Genomic DNA, 13,529 nt, shown 5'->3' with positions numbered 1-13,529 from the left:
GCGCGAGCCCGCCCCCCGCACCCGGTAAAGCCAGAGTTCACCGGACGTCCGGCGCCGTAGCGAGCGGCGACGGCCGCGATGCCGCGCCTCACACCGCCGTCAGGGCTCCGTCGGCTGGCGGAGGGACGCGGCGCGGGTGAAGCGTTGTCCCCAGTCGTTGAGCTGGTCGAGCAGTTCCGGTGGCTCTACGACCTGGAAGTCGGCGCCGGCCACGCCCAGCGCCATGGTGGGCCAGTCCAGGGTGTCGGAGGTCATCCGCACCCGGCAGCGCTCGGCGTCGATCTCCTCGACGGCGCACCAGCGGCCGATCCGCTTACGCACGTCGGCCGCCGGTGCGTAGACCAGCACCTCCACCCGGTACGAGCGCGGCGGCTCCCGCAGGCTGCCGCTGACGAACTCTGCGGCGTCCACGGCGGGCAGCTCGCGGGGGCGGAACCGGGCGCCGGTCCCGTCCGGGCCGCTGAGCCGGTCGACGCGGAAGCTGCGCCAGTCGTGCCGGACGAGGTCGTACGCGACCAGGTACCAGCGCCGCCCGACCGGCACCAGCCGGTGCGGCTCCACGTGCCGGTCGGACGCCCGGCCCTGGGCGTCGGTGTAGGCGAAGCGGAGCCGTTCGCTGTCACGGCAGGCCAGCGCGATGGTGGTGAGGACGGCGGAGTCGATGTCCGCCCCGGCCGGGCGGCCCCACTCCGCGGGCACCGTCACCGCGCGCAGCGCCTCCACCCGGTGGCGCAGCCGCGCCGGCATGACCTGGACGACCTTGGCCAGCACGCGCACCGAGGACTCGGCGATGCCCGCCACCGCGCCCTGCGCCGCGGCCTGGAGCCCGACCGCGAGCGCGACGGCCTCCTCGTCGTCGATCACCAGCGGCGGCAGCGTCGCGCCCGCGGCCAGCTGGTAGCCGCCCTCGATGCCGCGCTGGGCGTGGACCGGGTAGCCCAGCTCGCGCAGCCGGTCGATGTCCCGGCGCAGGGTGCGGACGGAGACGCCCAGCCGGTCGGCCAGCTCGGCGCCGGGCCAGTAGCGGTGGGTCTGCAGCAGGGACAGCAGACGGAGCGTCCGGTCGCTGGTGTTCGCCATGTCTTCGATTCTCCGGCACTTCAGGTCAGAAAGTGGCCGCTATGGTCCCTAGCGTGGTGTTCGTCCGACGGAGCAAAGTGATCGAAGGCGGAGACCATGACCGTGAACGCGACGACCGAGAACCCGGACACCCGTGACCTGGCCGGCACCGTCAGCAGGTCGGCGCCCACCGGCGAGCGCGCCGACCTGCTGACGATGCTGGCCAAGCACCGGCACTTCCTGCGCTTCACCACCCGCGACCTCAGCGACGAGCAGGCCGGGCTGCGGACGACCGCCAGTGAGCTGTGCCTCGGCGGACTCATCAAGCACGTCACCGCGACCGAGCGCGGCTGGGTGGACTTCATCCTGGAGGGCCCGTCCGCGATGGGCGACTTCGACGACATGACCGAGGAGGACTTCGCCCGGCGGGCCGACGAGTTCCGGATGCTGCCCGGCGAGACGCTGGCCGGCGTGCTCGACGCCTACGCCGAGGTCGCCCGCCGCACCGACGAACTGGTCGCCGCCCTCCCCGACCTGGACGCGACGCACCCGCTGCCGAAGGCTCCGTGGTTCCAGGACGCGCACTGGTCGATCCGGCGGGTGTTCCTGCACATCATCGCCGAGACGGCCCAGCACGCGGGGCACGCCGACATCATCCGCGAGTCCCTGGACGGCGCGAAGACGATGGGCTGAGCAGCAGCGTCCCCACCAGACTCGTTGACTTGCGGCGAGTTGTTGTCACCGCGGGCCGGATGACAACAACTCGCCGCAAGTCAACGGTTGGGGTCAGGAGTTGGCGGTGTCCTCCTCGCGGGGCTGCTTCTTCGTGGCCGCGCGGAGCGAGCCGGGCTTGGCCTTCTCCTCCGGGTGGGTGCGGACGCGGAGCAGGCTGGCGACGGTCGTCACGACCAGGATCAGGAGGATCACGCCGAGCGAGAGCGGCGTCGGCATCTCCGGGATCGACTTGGAGACGTCCTCGTGCAGGAAGTGCAGGATCAGCTTCACGCCGATGAAGATGAGGATCGAGGAGAGCCCGATCGTCAGGTAGACGAGGCGGTCCAGCAGGCCCTCGACGAGGAAGTACAGGGCGCGCAGCCCGAGCAGGGCGAACGCGTTGGCGGTGAAGACGATGAACGGCTCGCTCGTCACGCCGAACACGGCCGGGATGGAGTCGAGGGCGAACAGCAGGTCCGTGCTGCCGATGGCCACGAACACGATCAGCAGCGGGGTCGCGACGCGGTGGCCGTTCTCCCGGGCGAGCATCCGGCCGCCGTGGTAGTCGTCGCTGACCGGGAACAGCTTGCGGGCGCGGCGCACCAGGAAGTTCTCCTCGACGTCCGGCTCCTCGTTGCGGTGCCGGATGAGCTGGATCGCCGTCCAGATCAGCACCAGGCCGAAGATCAGGAACGTGAAGGAGAACAGGCTGATCGCCGCGGCGCCGACCGCGATCAGGACGGCCCGCAGGATGAGCGCGGCGGCGATGCCGAACAGCAGGGTCTTCTGCTGGAACTCGTCCGGCACCTCGAACCGCGCCATGATGATCACGAACACGAAGAGGTTGTCGACCGACAGGCTCTTCTCGACGACGTAGCCGGAGAAGTACTCCGTGCCCGCCGTCGAGCCGACGAGCATCCACAGGGCGAGGCCGAACAGCAGCGCGACGGCGACGTAGAACACCGACCAGAAGGTCGCCTCCCGCATACCGACCGCGTGCGGCCGCCGGACGGCGACCAGGAGGTCGAGCACGAAGAGCCCGACGATCAATGCGATCGTCGCGGTCCAGGCCCATGCGGATATGTCGACCATGCGGTGGCTCCACTCGGTGCGAGGTGTCGGCTGTCGTATATCCGTTCTGCGACTGTTCTACCGTCGAATGAGCGGTGACACCCGGGAGACCGGGCGGCGGACGGAGCCTTACCAGGGCGTGAAGCGCACCCGGCGCCCCCGGAACCGGGTGAGTTCACCCAGGTGCGGCTGAGTACTTGCGCCGATGTGGCCGCGGCGGGCGGGCGGCAGGCTGCGGGCATGGATACTTCGCGCTGGCGTCCCCCCGCCCTTCTCGCCAAGGCGGCCCTGGCCGCCCTCCTCGCGCTCGCCGTGGCCTTCCCCGAGTGGGACCGGTTCGCGGACAAGGCGATGGGCGTCCGCGTGGCCGCCTACCCCGCCGCCGTCATGCTCGTCACCCTGATCTGGGCGCTCCGGGGCCAGGGCAGGGCGTTCCCGTGGGACATCGACCTCCTCGTGACGGTCCCGTTCCTCATCGACGTCGCGGGGAACGCCGCCGACCTGTACGACACCGTGACGTGGTTCGACGACGCGTGCCACTTCGGGAACTGGGCGCTGCTGTGCGCGGCGGGCGGCCTGGCCCTGCGGCGCTGGGGCGGCATCACGTCCTGGACGCTCGCGCTGTGCTGCACCGGCATGGGCGCCGCGGCGGCGATCCTGTGGGAGTTCTTCGAGTACGGCGTCTTCATCCTCGACACCCCCGAGACCGTGTCCATCTACCGCGACACCATCGGCGACCTCATGCTCGGCCTGGCCGGTGCCACCGCGGCCGGTCTCGTCCTCGCCTTCACGACGGCCCGCGCCGCGTCAGTAGACGAGCGCCTGGACCCCGTCGGTCGTGATCTCCTCGACGAAGGTCGGCGCCCCGGCGATGCGGATGCCCGGGAGGACGTCGTCCGGGCCGATGTCGCGCCGGGCCGCGCACTGGGTGCAGAGGGTGACCCGCCCAGCGGAGAGGATCACGGCGAGCAGGTCGTCCAAGGGAGTGGCGTGCGGGAGTGAGAACCCCGCCGCCCGCCCCGGCAACGCGAACCATGCGGACTCTCCGGTCAGCCAGAGGGAGACGGACACGCCGCTCGCCGCGGCGGCGGCGGCCACCGTGAACGCCTGGTTGCAGCGCTCGGGTGCGTCGGCCCCCGCCGTGACCTTGATCACCAGTGGTCTCGCCATAACCGCACTCTAGCCCCGGTGCCCCCGTAGCATCGCGCTATGAGTGGGATGGTGAACGCCGGGATCCTCGTCCTCGTTCTCGGGCTGATGGCGGTCGCCGCCGTCCTGCTGGTGATCCGGCTCGGCCGGCTGAAGTAGCGGTCCGGCGGCGGGCGGACGGCGACCCGGCGGCACGGCGGCGGGCGCGCCGCTACGCTCGGTGCCCATGGATCCTGAGCTGCACCCGGACCTTGAGCCGCTGAAGTTCCTCCTCGGCACCTGGGAGGGAGCCGGCGTCGGCGGCTATCCCACGATCGAGTCGTTCAACTTCGGTCAGGAGATGTCGTTCACCCACGTCGGGAAGCCGTTCCTCATCTACGCCAGCCGGACGTGGATGATCGAGGAGGACGGCACGCTCGGGCGCCCGCTGGGCATGGAGACGGGCTACTGGCGGCCGCGTCCCGACCACAAGGTCGAGGTCACGCTGGCGCACCCCACGGGCATCGTCGAGATCTACGTCGGGAACGTGGCGTTCACGCGGGTCGAGCTGCACACGGACGTCGTCGCCCGCACGGAGTCGGCGAAGGAGGTGACGGGCGGGCACCGCCTGTACGGGATGATCGGCGAGGACCTCGGCTGGGCCTACGACATGGCGGCGATGGGGCAGGACCTCCAGTCGCACCTGTCCGCCCAGCTCAAGCGGGTCGGCTGAGGTCGACCCCCGCCTGGCCCCGGACATGAACGATCCCCGGACCTTCCCGCTCGGGCGGGTGATGGACAGGACGGGTCCATCGGTCCGGGGACCGGGTGTCTGCCTGGTATTCGCCGGTCGCCGTCGCGACCGGTTGCCACCGCCGGAGCGGCGGCGCCGAGGCGGGACGGCGACTAGCGGACAGCCACCTCGCGAGTCCCAGAATCAATCATTTCTTGGACCACCTCCTTTCGCGCGTATCACGCACGCTATGCGAGCGCCTCGCGCGGGGGCAAGCCGGTTTTCCCACGGCGGAATCCGCGGCGGGGGGCCGCACCCGGAACCGGGTTCTAGACTTGGGGGCATGGTCGAGTCGTGGCAGGAGGAGCTGCGGGCGAAGGGGTACCGCGTCACGCCCCAGCGCCAGCTGGTCCTTGAGGCGGTCACCAACCTGGAGCACGCGACCCCGGAGGAGATCTGCACCGAGGTCCAGCGCACCGCCCGCGGCGTGAACATCTCCACCGTCTACCGGACGCTCGAACTGCTCGAAGAGCTCGGCCTCGTCAAGCACGCGCACCTCGGGCACGGCCCGCCGAACTACCACCTGGCGGCCGAGGCCGAGCACATCCACCTGGTGTGCCGCGGCTGCCACACCGTCCAGGACGTCGATCCGCGGGCGGCGACGGGTCTGGCCGACGTCCTGCAGCGCGATTACGGGTTCGAGACCGACGTGCACCACCTCACGGTCTACGGGCGCTGCAAGGACTGCCGCGCCACGTAGCCTGGTGGCATGGAGAGCCCGCTGTTGCAGACGCCCGGAGCAGTCCCCGCCGACGCGCCCGACCGGGAGGTCGCCGCGCACTACGGGGAGCCTTCGCAGGAACAACGCGCCCTGGCGGACGGGGCGGCGTTCGTCGACCGGAGCAACAGGGGCGTCGTCCGGATCTCCGGGCCCGACCGGCTGAGCTGGCTGCACAGCCTGCTGAGCCAGCACCTCGACGCGCTGCAGCCGTTCGAGCCGACCGAGGCGCTGCTGCTCGGCGCCAAGGGCCACATCGAGAACCACCTCTTCCTGATCGACGACGGCGAGGCCGTGTGGGCGCACGTGGAGCCCGGGTCGGCGGCGCCGCTGGTGGAGTTCCTCGACCGGATGCGGTTCATGCTCCGCGTCGAGGTCGAGGACGTCTCCGCGTCCCACGCCGTGGTCACCGGCCCCGGCCCGGCCGAGCCCGGGACGCTCTCCTGGCCCGACGCCGCCGGGACCGTCACCCGCGTCGTGCCGCGGGGCGAGTTCCCCGAGGGGCTGCGCCCGGCGGGGATCTGGGCGTACGAGGCGCTGCGGATCGCCGAGCACCGGCCCCGGTTCGGCGTCGACACCGACCACCGGACGATCCCGCACGAGGCGGGGTACGTGGAGACGGCCGTCCACCTGAACAAGGGCTGTTACCGCGGGCAGGAGACCGTCGCCCGCGTCCACAACCTCGGCCGCCCGCCGCGCCGCCTGGTGTTCCTGCACCTGGACGGCAGCGTCGACCGGCTGCCCGCGCCCGGCGACCCGGTGGAGATCCCCGGCGGGCGGAACGTCGGGTTCGTCGGGTCGGCGGCGCGGCACCACGAGCTGGGGCCGGTCGCGCTGGCGATGGTCAAGCGGAACGTGCCGGTGGACGCCGAGCTGCTGGCGGGCGGGGTCGCCGCGGCGCAGGAGGTCGTGGTGTCGCCGGACACCGGTGCGAACGCGCAGATCGATCTTCGCCGTCGGCCCGCGAAACACGGGTAGCTCACCGACCCCCGGGGCAATATCGTCTGATACAGACGATTTCTCACTGGATGCCGCCCGGGAAAGGTGGATTCCTACCGATGGTCCCGAACCTGGGGAGACAGGAGCCGCCGGCGGCACGGCGGGGTGCCCGGCGCCTTCCCCGCAGGGAGTCCGCGCTGCTGTGGTGGGCCCTGTTCGCCGCGTTCGCCGGGGCCGCCTGGTGGTTCCAGTCGTGGCGGATCGCGCTCCTCGGGTTGCTGACGTGGTGCCTGTACGAGTTCCTGCTCGTCCCGACGCTGTGCCGGGTGCTGAAGCGGCAGGGCCACCCGTGCACGAAGCGCGTCCGGGGGCGGCTGTTCGCCTGCGCCCCGAACCACCAGCAGCTGAAGAACGACGCGCTCTGGCGGCTCGCGGGGCTCCGCACCCCGTTCCAGAAGCGGGACGAGGACACCGACCCGGAGACCGGCGTCGTCGTCCACTCGCCGGACGTGCGCGGCCGCCTCACCCCGGTCGACCGCTCCATGGTCGCCCTCGCCGCACTCGGCACCGTCGCCACCCTCGTGGGCATGGTCTACGGCTTCCGCTGAGCCCGTCCCAAGGGGCGCGTCACATCTCCACGATGAGGGTGATGGGGCCGTCGTTGACGAGCGCGACCTTCATGTCCGCGCCGAACTCGCCCGTCTCGACCTTCGCGCCGAGAGCCCTCAGTTCGTTGACGACCGCGTCCACCAGGGGCTCGGCCACCGGGCCGGGGGCGGCGGCCGTCCAGGTCGGGCGGCGGCCCTTCCGCGCGTCGCCGTAGAGGGTGAACTGGCTGACGACGAGCAGGGGCGCGTTGACGTCCGAACACGACTTCTCGTCCTGGAGGATCCGCAGGCCCCACAGCTTGGCGGCGAGCCTGCGGGCCTTTCCGGGGTCGTCGTCGTGGGTCACGCCGACGAGGACCAGGAGTCCCGGCCCGTCGATCGCGCCCACGACCCGTCCCTCGACGGACACGCTGGCCTGGCTCACCCTCTGGACTACCGCACGCATGGACGTGCATTCTGCCGCGTATTCTGCCGCGTATGGGAGCAACGACGCTCATCACGGTGGCGCCCACGGGCGCGGAGTCCGCGAAGTCGGACGTCCCCGCCCTGCCCGTCACCCTTGAGGAACTGGTCCAGACGGCCAAGGAGTGCGAGGCCGCCGGCGCGGCCGTGATCCACGTGCACATCCGCGACGACGACGCGCGGCCCACGCTCGACCTGGCCCGGCTGCGGGACACGGTGCGGGCGCTGCGGGAGAGCACGGGACTGATCGTCCAGTTGTCCACGGGCGGTGCCGTCACCGACCCCTACGAGGACCGGCTGCGCGTCCTGGACGCGCAGCCCGACATGTGCTCGCTCACCTGCGGGACGGTCAACTTCGGTGACGACGTCTTCATGAACCCTTGGCCGTTCATGGTGGAGCTTTACCAACGAACCCAGGAGTTGGAGGTCGTCCCAGAGTTCGAGTTGTTCGACCTGGGGCAGGTCGCGGCGCTGCACCGTCTCCTGGACAAGCACGGGCTCCCCTATGGGGGGCATGTCCACTGCGACCTGGTGATGGGCGTCCCCGGCGGCATGCCCGGGGACGCGCGGACGCTCGTCGCGGCCGTCGAGGCCCTGCCCGAGGGCGCGACATGGTCGGCGACGGGCATCGGGCGGACGTCCCTGCCCGTGCTGTTCGCGGCGCTGTCGGCGGGCGGGCACCTCCGGGTCGGCATGGAGGACACGGTCACCTTCGCGAAGGGACGGCCGGTGTCCGCGAACGCCGAGCTCGTGGAGCGGGCGGCGCAGGCGGCCAAGCTGGCCCAGCGCCCGCCGATGACCGCGCAGGACGCCCGCGAGCTGCTAGGCATCAAGGCCCGGTGACCGGGCAGGACGCACACATGATCAATCCTGTGCTCGCCGAGGTGGAACGGTCCGGGTTCGTGGAGTCCCGCCATCGCGGCGCGGCGGTCGGCCTCGCCGCCGACGGGTCGGTCGCGGTCCGCGCGGGGGACCCCGGCGTGCCGATCTTCCCGCGCTCGGCGAACAAGCCGGTGCAGGCGGTCGCGATGCTGCGGTCCGGCCTCGACCTTGACGGGGAGCTGCTGGCGCTGGCGGCCGGCAGCCACTCGGGCGAGGAGTTCCACGTGGAGGGGGTGGAGAAGATCCTCGCCCAGGCCGGGCTGGGGGCCGCCGACCTGCGCTGCCCCGAGAGCTGGCCGCTCGACCCCGCCAAGCAGCAGGACGTCGCGCGGTCGGGCGGCGGGGCCTCCCGGATGCGCATGAACTGCTCCGGCAAGCACGCCGCGATGCTCGCCACCTGCGTCGCCGCCGACTGGCCGACGGAGACGTACCTGGACCCCGGCCACCCGCTGCAGGCGGCGGTCCGGGAGACGGTCGAGGAACTCGCGGGGGAGCCGGTCACGGCGGTCGGCGTCGACGGGTGCGGCGCGCCCCTCTTCGCCCTGTCCGCGGTGGGCGTCGCGCGGGCGTTCCGCGCGCTCGTCCTCGCCGGGCCGGGCATGCCGGAGCGGCGCGTCGCGGACGCCATGCGCGCCCATCCGCAGTGGACGTCGGGCACGCGGCGCGAGGAGCGGCGGCTCATGGAGGCCGTCCCGGGACTGCTGGTCAAGTGCGGCGCCGAGGGAGTGGACGCGTTCGCGTTCGCCGACGGCCGCGCCGGCGCCATCAAGATCGACGACGGCGCCATGCGGGCCCGGACCCCCGTCACCGTCGCCCTTCTGCGCGCACTGGGCGTCGACGAGGGCCCGGCCGCCGAGGAGACGGAGAAGGCCGCGCTGGACGAGCTCTCGATCGTCCAGGTTCGCGGCGGCGGCGCCGTGGTGGGCGCCGTCCGCCCCACCTCCGGCCTCTTCACCGGCTTCTAGACGTTGTCGGGCTTTCTCGCCTTCAGGTCCTCGAACTCCTCCTTGACGACCGTCTGCTCGTAGAGGAGGCCGTCCGGCCACGGCTTCTTCGGCTCACGGCCCGGCTGCGGGTTGTCGTGGCGGAACTCCTCGGCCTGCGACTCCTTCGAGGGCGGGTAGCTGTGGGAGAACATCCCGGGCCGGTAGGTGTACGTGCCGCCCTGCTCCATGCCGCGGTGGTTGTCCTGGTCGTTCCTGCGGTCCGGGTGGATGGGCCGGGACGACGCCGCCAGCATCATGTAGAAGCGGGCCAGCAGCCCCACCACGGCGACCACCGGGATGATCCACGCATACTCCCAGGGCCCTTCCGTGACGTCGGCGAGCAGGGTCGGGGTCGTCAGGATCGTGCCGAGCATCCGGTCCACCTCCCGGTGCCGTTTCGGGTCTCACACGGGGTTATTCAGGGGTGTGTCCGCTAATTCCCGTGTTAACCGCATTGGGAGGTTCGTCCGCGGGGTCGCCGACCGTGCGGTTGCGGCCCGCCGCCAGTCCGGGCACGGCCATGAGGATGACGACGCCCAGCACGCAGGCGATCGGAACGCTCCATCCGCCGGTGACGTCGTGCAGGGCGCCCACGCCGAGCGGGCCGAGCGCCGCGATGACGTAGCCGACGCCCTGCGCCATCCCCGACAGCTGGGCCGCGACCGGGGCGTCGTGGGCGCGCAGCCCGATGAACGACAGCGCGGTGGCGAACCCGATGCCCTGGCCCAGGCCGAGCACGACCGCCCACACCCACACCGACCCGATCGGCGCCCAGGTCACCCCGATGAAGCCGACGAACGTCAGCGTCGCCGTGGTGAGGACCAGCGGGCGCTGGTCGCGCGTCCGCCGCGCCAGCACCGGGACGGCCAGCGACCCCGCCGCCTGGATCGCCGCCGACAGGGCCAGGACGAACCCGGCGGACGTCTCGTCCATCCCGCGGCTCTGGCAGATCGTCGGGAGCCAGCCGAGCACGACGTACGCCAGCAGGGACTGCACGCCCATGAACACCGTGACGTTCCAGGCCAGGCCGGAGCGCCAGACCATGGCCGCCACGCCCCGCGACGACGCGGGTGGGGGCGCCGACCGCGCCGCGTGCGCCGCCCGGCGCGCCCGCGGCACCCACAGCAGGCCCGCCAGCGCCGCGGGGACCGCCAGCAGGCCCAGCGGCAGCCGCCACGACGAGTCGAAGAGGTTCTCGACCGGCACGACCAGCCCGGACGAGAGGGACGCGCCGCTCGTCACGGCCACCGTGTAGACGGCCGTGACCGTGGTGATCCGCGTCGGATGGTCCCGCTTGATGATCGAGGGCATCGCGATGTTGCCGATGCTGATCGCGATCCCGGCGACCAGTGACCCCGCGAACAGCGGGAACGGGGCGCCCAGCAGCCGTAGGAGCAGCCCCACGACGAGCAGCCCCATCGCGCTGACCAGCAGCGTCTCGGCGCGCGGGGCTCTGCGCAGGAACGGCGCGACAAGGCCGTACGCGCCGAAGAACAGCAGCGGCAGCGTCGTCAGCGCGCCGGCCGCCGTGCCGGACAGCCGGAACTCGTCGCTGATCTCGGTGAGCACCGGCCCGACCGCCGCGATCGCCGGCCGCAGGCTGACCGCCACGAGGACGATCATCAGCAGCGAACCGGCCTGCCCGGCCCGCCGCGCCGTCACGACGTCCTGCCTGACCCCACCAAAACCCCCTCAAGAGCGACGTCACACATCCTAGGGGCGAGTCCGGACGCCTCCGACGAGCACTCCCCGGCGGACAAAACGGTTAGGCGCCTGCTCTCGGGTACGGGCCAGGGAGAGGAGGTGCCGCCATGCTCGCCAGTTCGACCCGCCTCGGTGACGCCTACCTCTACGTCATCGCGCCCATCGTGATCTTCTCCGCGCTCGTGGTCTGGATCGCGATGACGCTGCTGACCTCCCGCCACCGCTGGAGCCGCCGCACTCCCAGCGGGTCGGCCGGGATGCCGCACCGGGGGCCCGTCCAGGGCGGTGTGATCCGGGGCAGCCCCGCCCAGCGGACGCGCCGCGACCCCGTCACCCCTCCGGTGGTCCAGCGGGAGGAACGGCGGGTCCGCGAGGCCGATCCGCCGGCCGCCGCCAAGGGCGGGAAGCGATTGCGCAGGCGCCGGTGACGTCCATCAAGACCGGTTCACCCGAGAACGCGGCGCCCGCCGGTACCGGCCCCTAGGCCCTGCACCCCGCCCGGCGGGCGCTGTCCGAGCCCGCGGTGACCGTCGAGACCCCTCCCGGCGGTCACCGCGGGTCCGCCCCGGTGCGCCGGGCGCGGCGTCACATGCCGCGGGACTGCGAGATCGAGCCCGAGGTGGTGAGGGTGAACGTCCGCATCGACTCGGCGAACTTCGACAGGTCCCACTCGGCGGGGCCCTCGTACCAGTAGAGGTTGTCCGCGCCCTCGGCCCGCTCGCCCGCGTCCTTGACCGTCTCGGCCCACGTCGCGACGGTGTCGAACACGACCGCGTACGGCAGGAAGCGGGAGAACAGCGCGATCCGCTGCCGGGACGCCGTCTCGTCCTCGTCCGGGATGACGCCGCGTTCGAGGAACGCGCGGAAGCCGATCGTGTGCGCGAGGACGGTCGAGCCGCGCGCCGTCTTCGCGGGCATGTACTGGCCGCCGTACGCCAGCGCCGCGCCCGCGATGATCACCGCGAGCCCGGCGAGCGCCCATTCGGTGGTGAGCGCCAGCGCGACGGTCCCGCCGATGCCGAGGACGGTCACGAGGATGCCCGCGATCGTCCAGCGCGACCGGACGGTGTCGGGACGGCGCGCGAACCAGCCCTGCTTCACCACGTCGTCGTACATCGCGGACCTGACCTGGGCGAGCTTCGTGGCGAACGTCCCGCCGAGCTCCGACAGCTGCACCGAGTCGCGGGCGGTGCCGTCCGGGGCGGTCAGCAGCGCGTCCAGCAGGATCCGCTCGTAGGGCAGCAGGTCGGCGACGGGCCGCTCCAGCTTCCGCAGCGTCCAGTCCAGCCGGCCGGTGACCGCCCGGTCCTCCTCCTCGATCAGGAGGTAGCCGCGGACGGCGAGGTCGACGATCGTCGCGGTCACGTCGATGACGTCGGCCTGCTCGTCGATCAGCGTGCCGATCTGGCCGGGGCGCACCCCGTCCGGCGGCTCGAACTCCGACCCCGCGACCGGCGCGTGGTCGCCCTCCGCCGCCTTCTTGACCACGACGCGCGCGTCGCGCCCGCGCAGCAGGTAGAGGGCCGCGACGCCGCCGACGAGCAGCACGAGCAGCGCCGCGAGCGCGGAGCCGGTGACGGCGTTGACGGCGAACGCGGTCGCGATCGTGTGCCGCCGCTCGTGGATGGCCTGCCCGCCGGTCGTGCCGGCCGGCAGGCCCGCGACGACCGTGACGTACTCGCCGGGCAGCATCCCCTGCTGGGCGTAGACGCCCTGGGTATGCGAGTGGTTCATGTAGTACTGCGTGCAGCCGATCGTGCTGCCGAGCGGCCCGGTGAAGCAGTTGACGTTGCGGATCGCCGCACCGGCGTCCACGGTGGCGCGCGCCTCGTCCACCGGGACCTTCCAGCCGCCGATGACCGGCCAGCGCAGCTCCTCGGCCTGCCCCATCCGGGTGATCGCGCCGCGCAGGTCGTACTCCAGGACGACCGTGCGGTCGCCGGTCAGTTCCTGCCCGCCGGCCACCTTGACGGTCGTCCGGGTGTCCTCGCTGGACGAGCTGACCTCCGAGGGGCCGCCGTCGGGGCTGCTCACCCGCAGGTTGGACAGCCGGTAGACGCGGTCCTCGGTCAGGCTCTCGTGCTCGCGCGTCGGGAACGTCCGCTCGAAGCCCTTCTCGCCGGCGAACCGGTAGACGATCGTCTCCTTGACCCGGACCACGCCGCCCTGGCCGGTGGTGAGGACGGCGTCCTCCTTCAGCACCCGGCCCTGCGCCGCCTGCCCCGCCTGCGCCGTCTGCCCTGCTTGACCTGCGGCCGCTCGCGCGTCGGGCCCGGGCGCGGCCGCGGCCGTGCAGGTCATCACGGGCAGCAGGGCGACGGCCGAGAGGATCGCGACGACCGGCCGTACCCGGAAGAACGGCGCAAGAGCAGACATGGCCGCAAATGGTATCGGGAATGCATGCGATGATTCACTGCTATGGCTGGTCAGTACCCCCCACCGCCTCCCCAGGGGCGGCCGTACGG

15 protein-coding genes are annotated in these 13,529 nt (G+C 72.2%); 8 read left to right on the top strand and 7 right to left on the bottom strand.

Annotated features, from left to right (window positions below):
* Positions 1-99 precede the first annotated feature (99 nt).
* Complete coding sequence (locus E1266_RS28600) at positions 100-1,080, bottom strand: YafY family protein (RefSeq protein ID WP_132052271.1); 981 nt, start codon at positions 1,078-1,080, stop codon at positions 100-102.
* 96 nt (positions 1,081-1,176) lie between these two features.
* Between E1266_RS28600 and E1266_RS28595 the strand changes: the two genes are divergently transcribed.
* Positions 1,177-1,752 (top strand): DinB family protein, encoded by a 576-nt coding sequence (locus E1266_RS28595; RefSeq protein ID WP_132052269.1) that lies wholly within the window; start codon positions 1,177-1,179, stop codon positions 1,750-1,752.
* A gap of 93 nt (positions 1,753-1,845) precedes the next feature.
* On the opposite strand, the gene E1266_RS28590 is transcribed toward E1266_RS28595, so the two are convergent.
* Positions 1,846-2,865, bottom strand: a complete 1,020-nt coding sequence (locus E1266_RS28590; protein ID WP_132052267.1) for a TerC family protein — start codon at positions 2,863-2,865, stop codon at positions 1,846-1,848.
* Positions 2,866-3,651: 786 nt separating this feature from the next.
* A complete protein-coding gene (locus E1266_RS28585; RefSeq protein WP_132052265.1) occupies positions 3,652-4,014 on the bottom strand; it encodes a DsrE family protein in 363 nt (120 codons plus the stop codon).
* Between the two features lie 205 nt (positions 4,015-4,219).
* Here E1266_RS28585 and E1266_RS28580 point away from each other — a divergent pair, with 205 nt between their 5' ends.
* The 4 genes from E1266_RS28580 to E1266_RS28565 all read left to right on the top strand — a co-directional run bounded on the left by E1266_RS28580 (position 4,220) and on the right by E1266_RS28565 (position 7,030).
* Positions 4,220-4,705 carry an FABP family protein gene (locus E1266_RS28580; RefSeq protein WP_132052263.1) on the top strand — a complete coding sequence of 162 codons (486 nt, stop codon included), beginning with the start codon at positions 4,220-4,222 and terminating at the stop codon, positions 4,703-4,705.
* Between the two features lie 343 nt (positions 4,706-5,048).
* Positions 5,049-5,465, top strand: coding sequence for a transcriptional repressor (locus E1266_RS28575; protein ID WP_132052261.1), 417 nt, complete (start codon positions 5,049-5,051; stop codon positions 5,463-5,465).
* Between the two features lie 9 nt (positions 5,466-5,474).
* Positions 5,475-6,461, top strand: coding sequence for a folate-binding protein YgfZ (locus E1266_RS28570; protein WP_132052259.1), 987 nt, complete (start codon positions 5,475-5,477; stop codon positions 6,459-6,461).
* 80 nt (positions 6,462-6,541) lie between these two features.
* Entirely contained in the window at positions 6,542-7,030 is a 489-nt protein-coding gene (locus E1266_RS28565) for a hypothetical protein (protein ID WP_132052257.1), read from the top strand.
* 19 nt (positions 7,031-7,049) lie between these two features.
* Here the strand turns inward: E1266_RS28565 and dtd are convergent, their stop codons facing one another.
* Entirely contained in the window at positions 7,050-7,475 is a 426-nt protein-coding gene (gene dtd, locus E1266_RS28560) for a D-aminoacyl-tRNA deacylase (protein WP_132052255.1), read from the bottom strand.
* A 32-nt stretch (positions 7,476-7,507) separates the two neighbouring features.
* Here dtd and E1266_RS28555 point away from each other — a divergent pair, with 32 nt between their 5' ends.
* Together E1266_RS28555 and E1266_RS28550 are read left to right on the top strand one after the other, a co-directional pair.
* Positions 7,508-8,335: a 3-keto-5-aminohexanoate cleavage protein gene (locus E1266_RS28555; RefSeq protein WP_132052253.1), complete on the top strand. Its 828-nt coding sequence runs from the start codon at positions 7,508-7,510 to the stop codon at positions 8,333-8,335.
* Positions 8,336-8,352: 17 nt separating this feature from the next.
* Positions 8,353-9,339 (top strand): asparaginase, encoded by a 987-nt coding sequence (locus E1266_RS28550; protein WP_132052251.1) that lies wholly within the window; start codon positions 8,353-8,355, stop codon positions 9,337-9,339.
* Here the strand turns inward: E1266_RS28550 and E1266_RS28545 are convergent.
* Positions 9,336-9,734 carry a hypothetical protein gene (locus tag E1266_RS28545; RefSeq protein ID WP_132052249.1) on the bottom strand — a complete coding sequence of 133 codons (399 nt, stop codon included), beginning with the start codon at positions 9,732-9,734 and terminating at the stop codon, positions 9,336-9,338. The genes E1266_RS28550 and E1266_RS28545 overlap by 4 nt on opposite strands.
* Before the next feature lie 40 nt (positions 9,735-9,774).
* Complete coding sequence (locus E1266_RS28540; RefSeq protein ID WP_132052247.1) at positions 9,775-11,022, bottom strand: MFS transporter; 1,248 nt, start codon at positions 11,020-11,022, stop codon at positions 9,775-9,777.
* Positions 11,023-11,171: 149 nt separating this feature from the next.
* Here E1266_RS28540 and E1266_RS28535 point away from each other — a divergent pair, with 149 nt between their 5' ends.
* Positions 11,172-11,492, top strand: coding sequence for a hypothetical protein (locus E1266_RS28535; protein ID WP_132052245.1), 321 nt, complete (start codon positions 11,172-11,174; stop codon positions 11,490-11,492).
* 157 nt (positions 11,493-11,649) lie between these two features.
* Here E1266_RS28535 and E1266_RS28530 read toward each other — a convergent pair whose 3' ends face one another.
* A complete protein-coding gene (locus tag E1266_RS28530; RefSeq protein WP_132052243.1) occupies positions 11,650-13,440 on the bottom strand; it encodes a DUF2207 domain-containing protein in 1,791 nt (596 codons plus the stop codon).
* Positions 13,441-13,529: the final 89 nt, after the last annotated feature.

The sequence above is a fragment of the Actinomadura sp. 7K534 genome (genome assembly GCF_004348575.1).
In the GTDB taxonomy this organism is placed as follows: Bacteria; Actinomycetota; Actinomycetes; order Streptosporangiales; family Streptosporangiaceae; genus Spirillospora; species Spirillospora livida.
The sequence above is the reverse complement of the archived record's forward strand: the minus strand, read 5'-3'. Positions and strand labels throughout refer to the sequence as shown.

Excerpts from the sequence above, each read along its gene's own strand:
- E1266_RS28600 (WP_132052271.1), bottom strand. The coding sequence starts at position 1,080 with ATGGCGAACACCAGCGACCGGACGCTCCGTCTGCTGTCCCTGCTGCAG.
- E1266_RS28595 (WP_132052269.1), top strand. The coding sequence starts at position 1,177 with ATGACCGTGAACGCGACGACCGAGAACCCGGACACCCGTGACCTGGCC.
- E1266_RS28590 (WP_132052267.1), bottom strand. The coding sequence starts at position 2,865 with ATGGTCGACATATCCGCATGGGCCTGGACCGCGACGATCGCATTGATC.
- E1266_RS28585 (WP_132052265.1), bottom strand. The coding sequence starts at position 4,014 with ATGGCGAGACCACTGGTGATCAAGGTCACGGCGGGGGCCGACGCACCC.
- E1266_RS28580 (WP_132052263.1), top strand. The coding sequence starts at position 4,220 with ATGGATCCTGAGCTGCACCCGGACCTTGAGCCGCTGAAGTTCCTCCTC.
- E1266_RS28575 (WP_132052261.1), top strand. The coding sequence starts at position 5,049 with ATGGTCGAGTCGTGGCAGGAGGAGCTGCGGGCGAAGGGGTACCGCGTC.
- E1266_RS28570 (WP_132052259.1), top strand. The coding sequence starts at position 5,475 with ATGGAGAGCCCGCTGTTGCAGACGCCCGGAGCAGTCCCCGCCGACGCG.
- E1266_RS28565 (WP_132052257.1), top strand. The coding sequence starts at position 6,542 with ATGGTCCCGAACCTGGGGAGACAGGAGCCGCCGGCGGCACGGCGGGGT.
- dtd (WP_132052255.1), bottom strand. The coding sequence starts at position 7,475 with ATGCGTGCGGTAGTCCAGAGGGTGAGCCAGGCCAGCGTGTCCGTCGAG.
- E1266_RS28555 (WP_132052253.1), top strand. The coding sequence starts at position 7,508 with ATGGGAGCAACGACGCTCATCACGGTGGCGCCCACGGGCGCGGAGTCC.
- E1266_RS28550 (WP_132052251.1), top strand. The coding sequence starts at position 8,353 with ATGATCAATCCTGTGCTCGCCGAGGTGGAACGGTCCGGGTTCGTGGAG.
- E1266_RS28545 (WP_132052249.1), bottom strand. The coding sequence starts at position 9,734 with ATGCTCGGCACGATCCTGACGACCCCGACCCTGCTCGCCGACGTCACG.
- E1266_RS28535 (WP_132052245.1), top strand. The coding sequence starts at position 11,172 with ATGCTCGCCAGTTCGACCCGCCTCGGTGACGCCTACCTCTACGTCATC.
- E1266_RS28530 (WP_132052243.1), bottom strand. The coding sequence starts at position 13,440 with ATGTCTGCTCTTGCGCCGTTCTTCCGGGTACGGCCGGTCGTCGCGATC.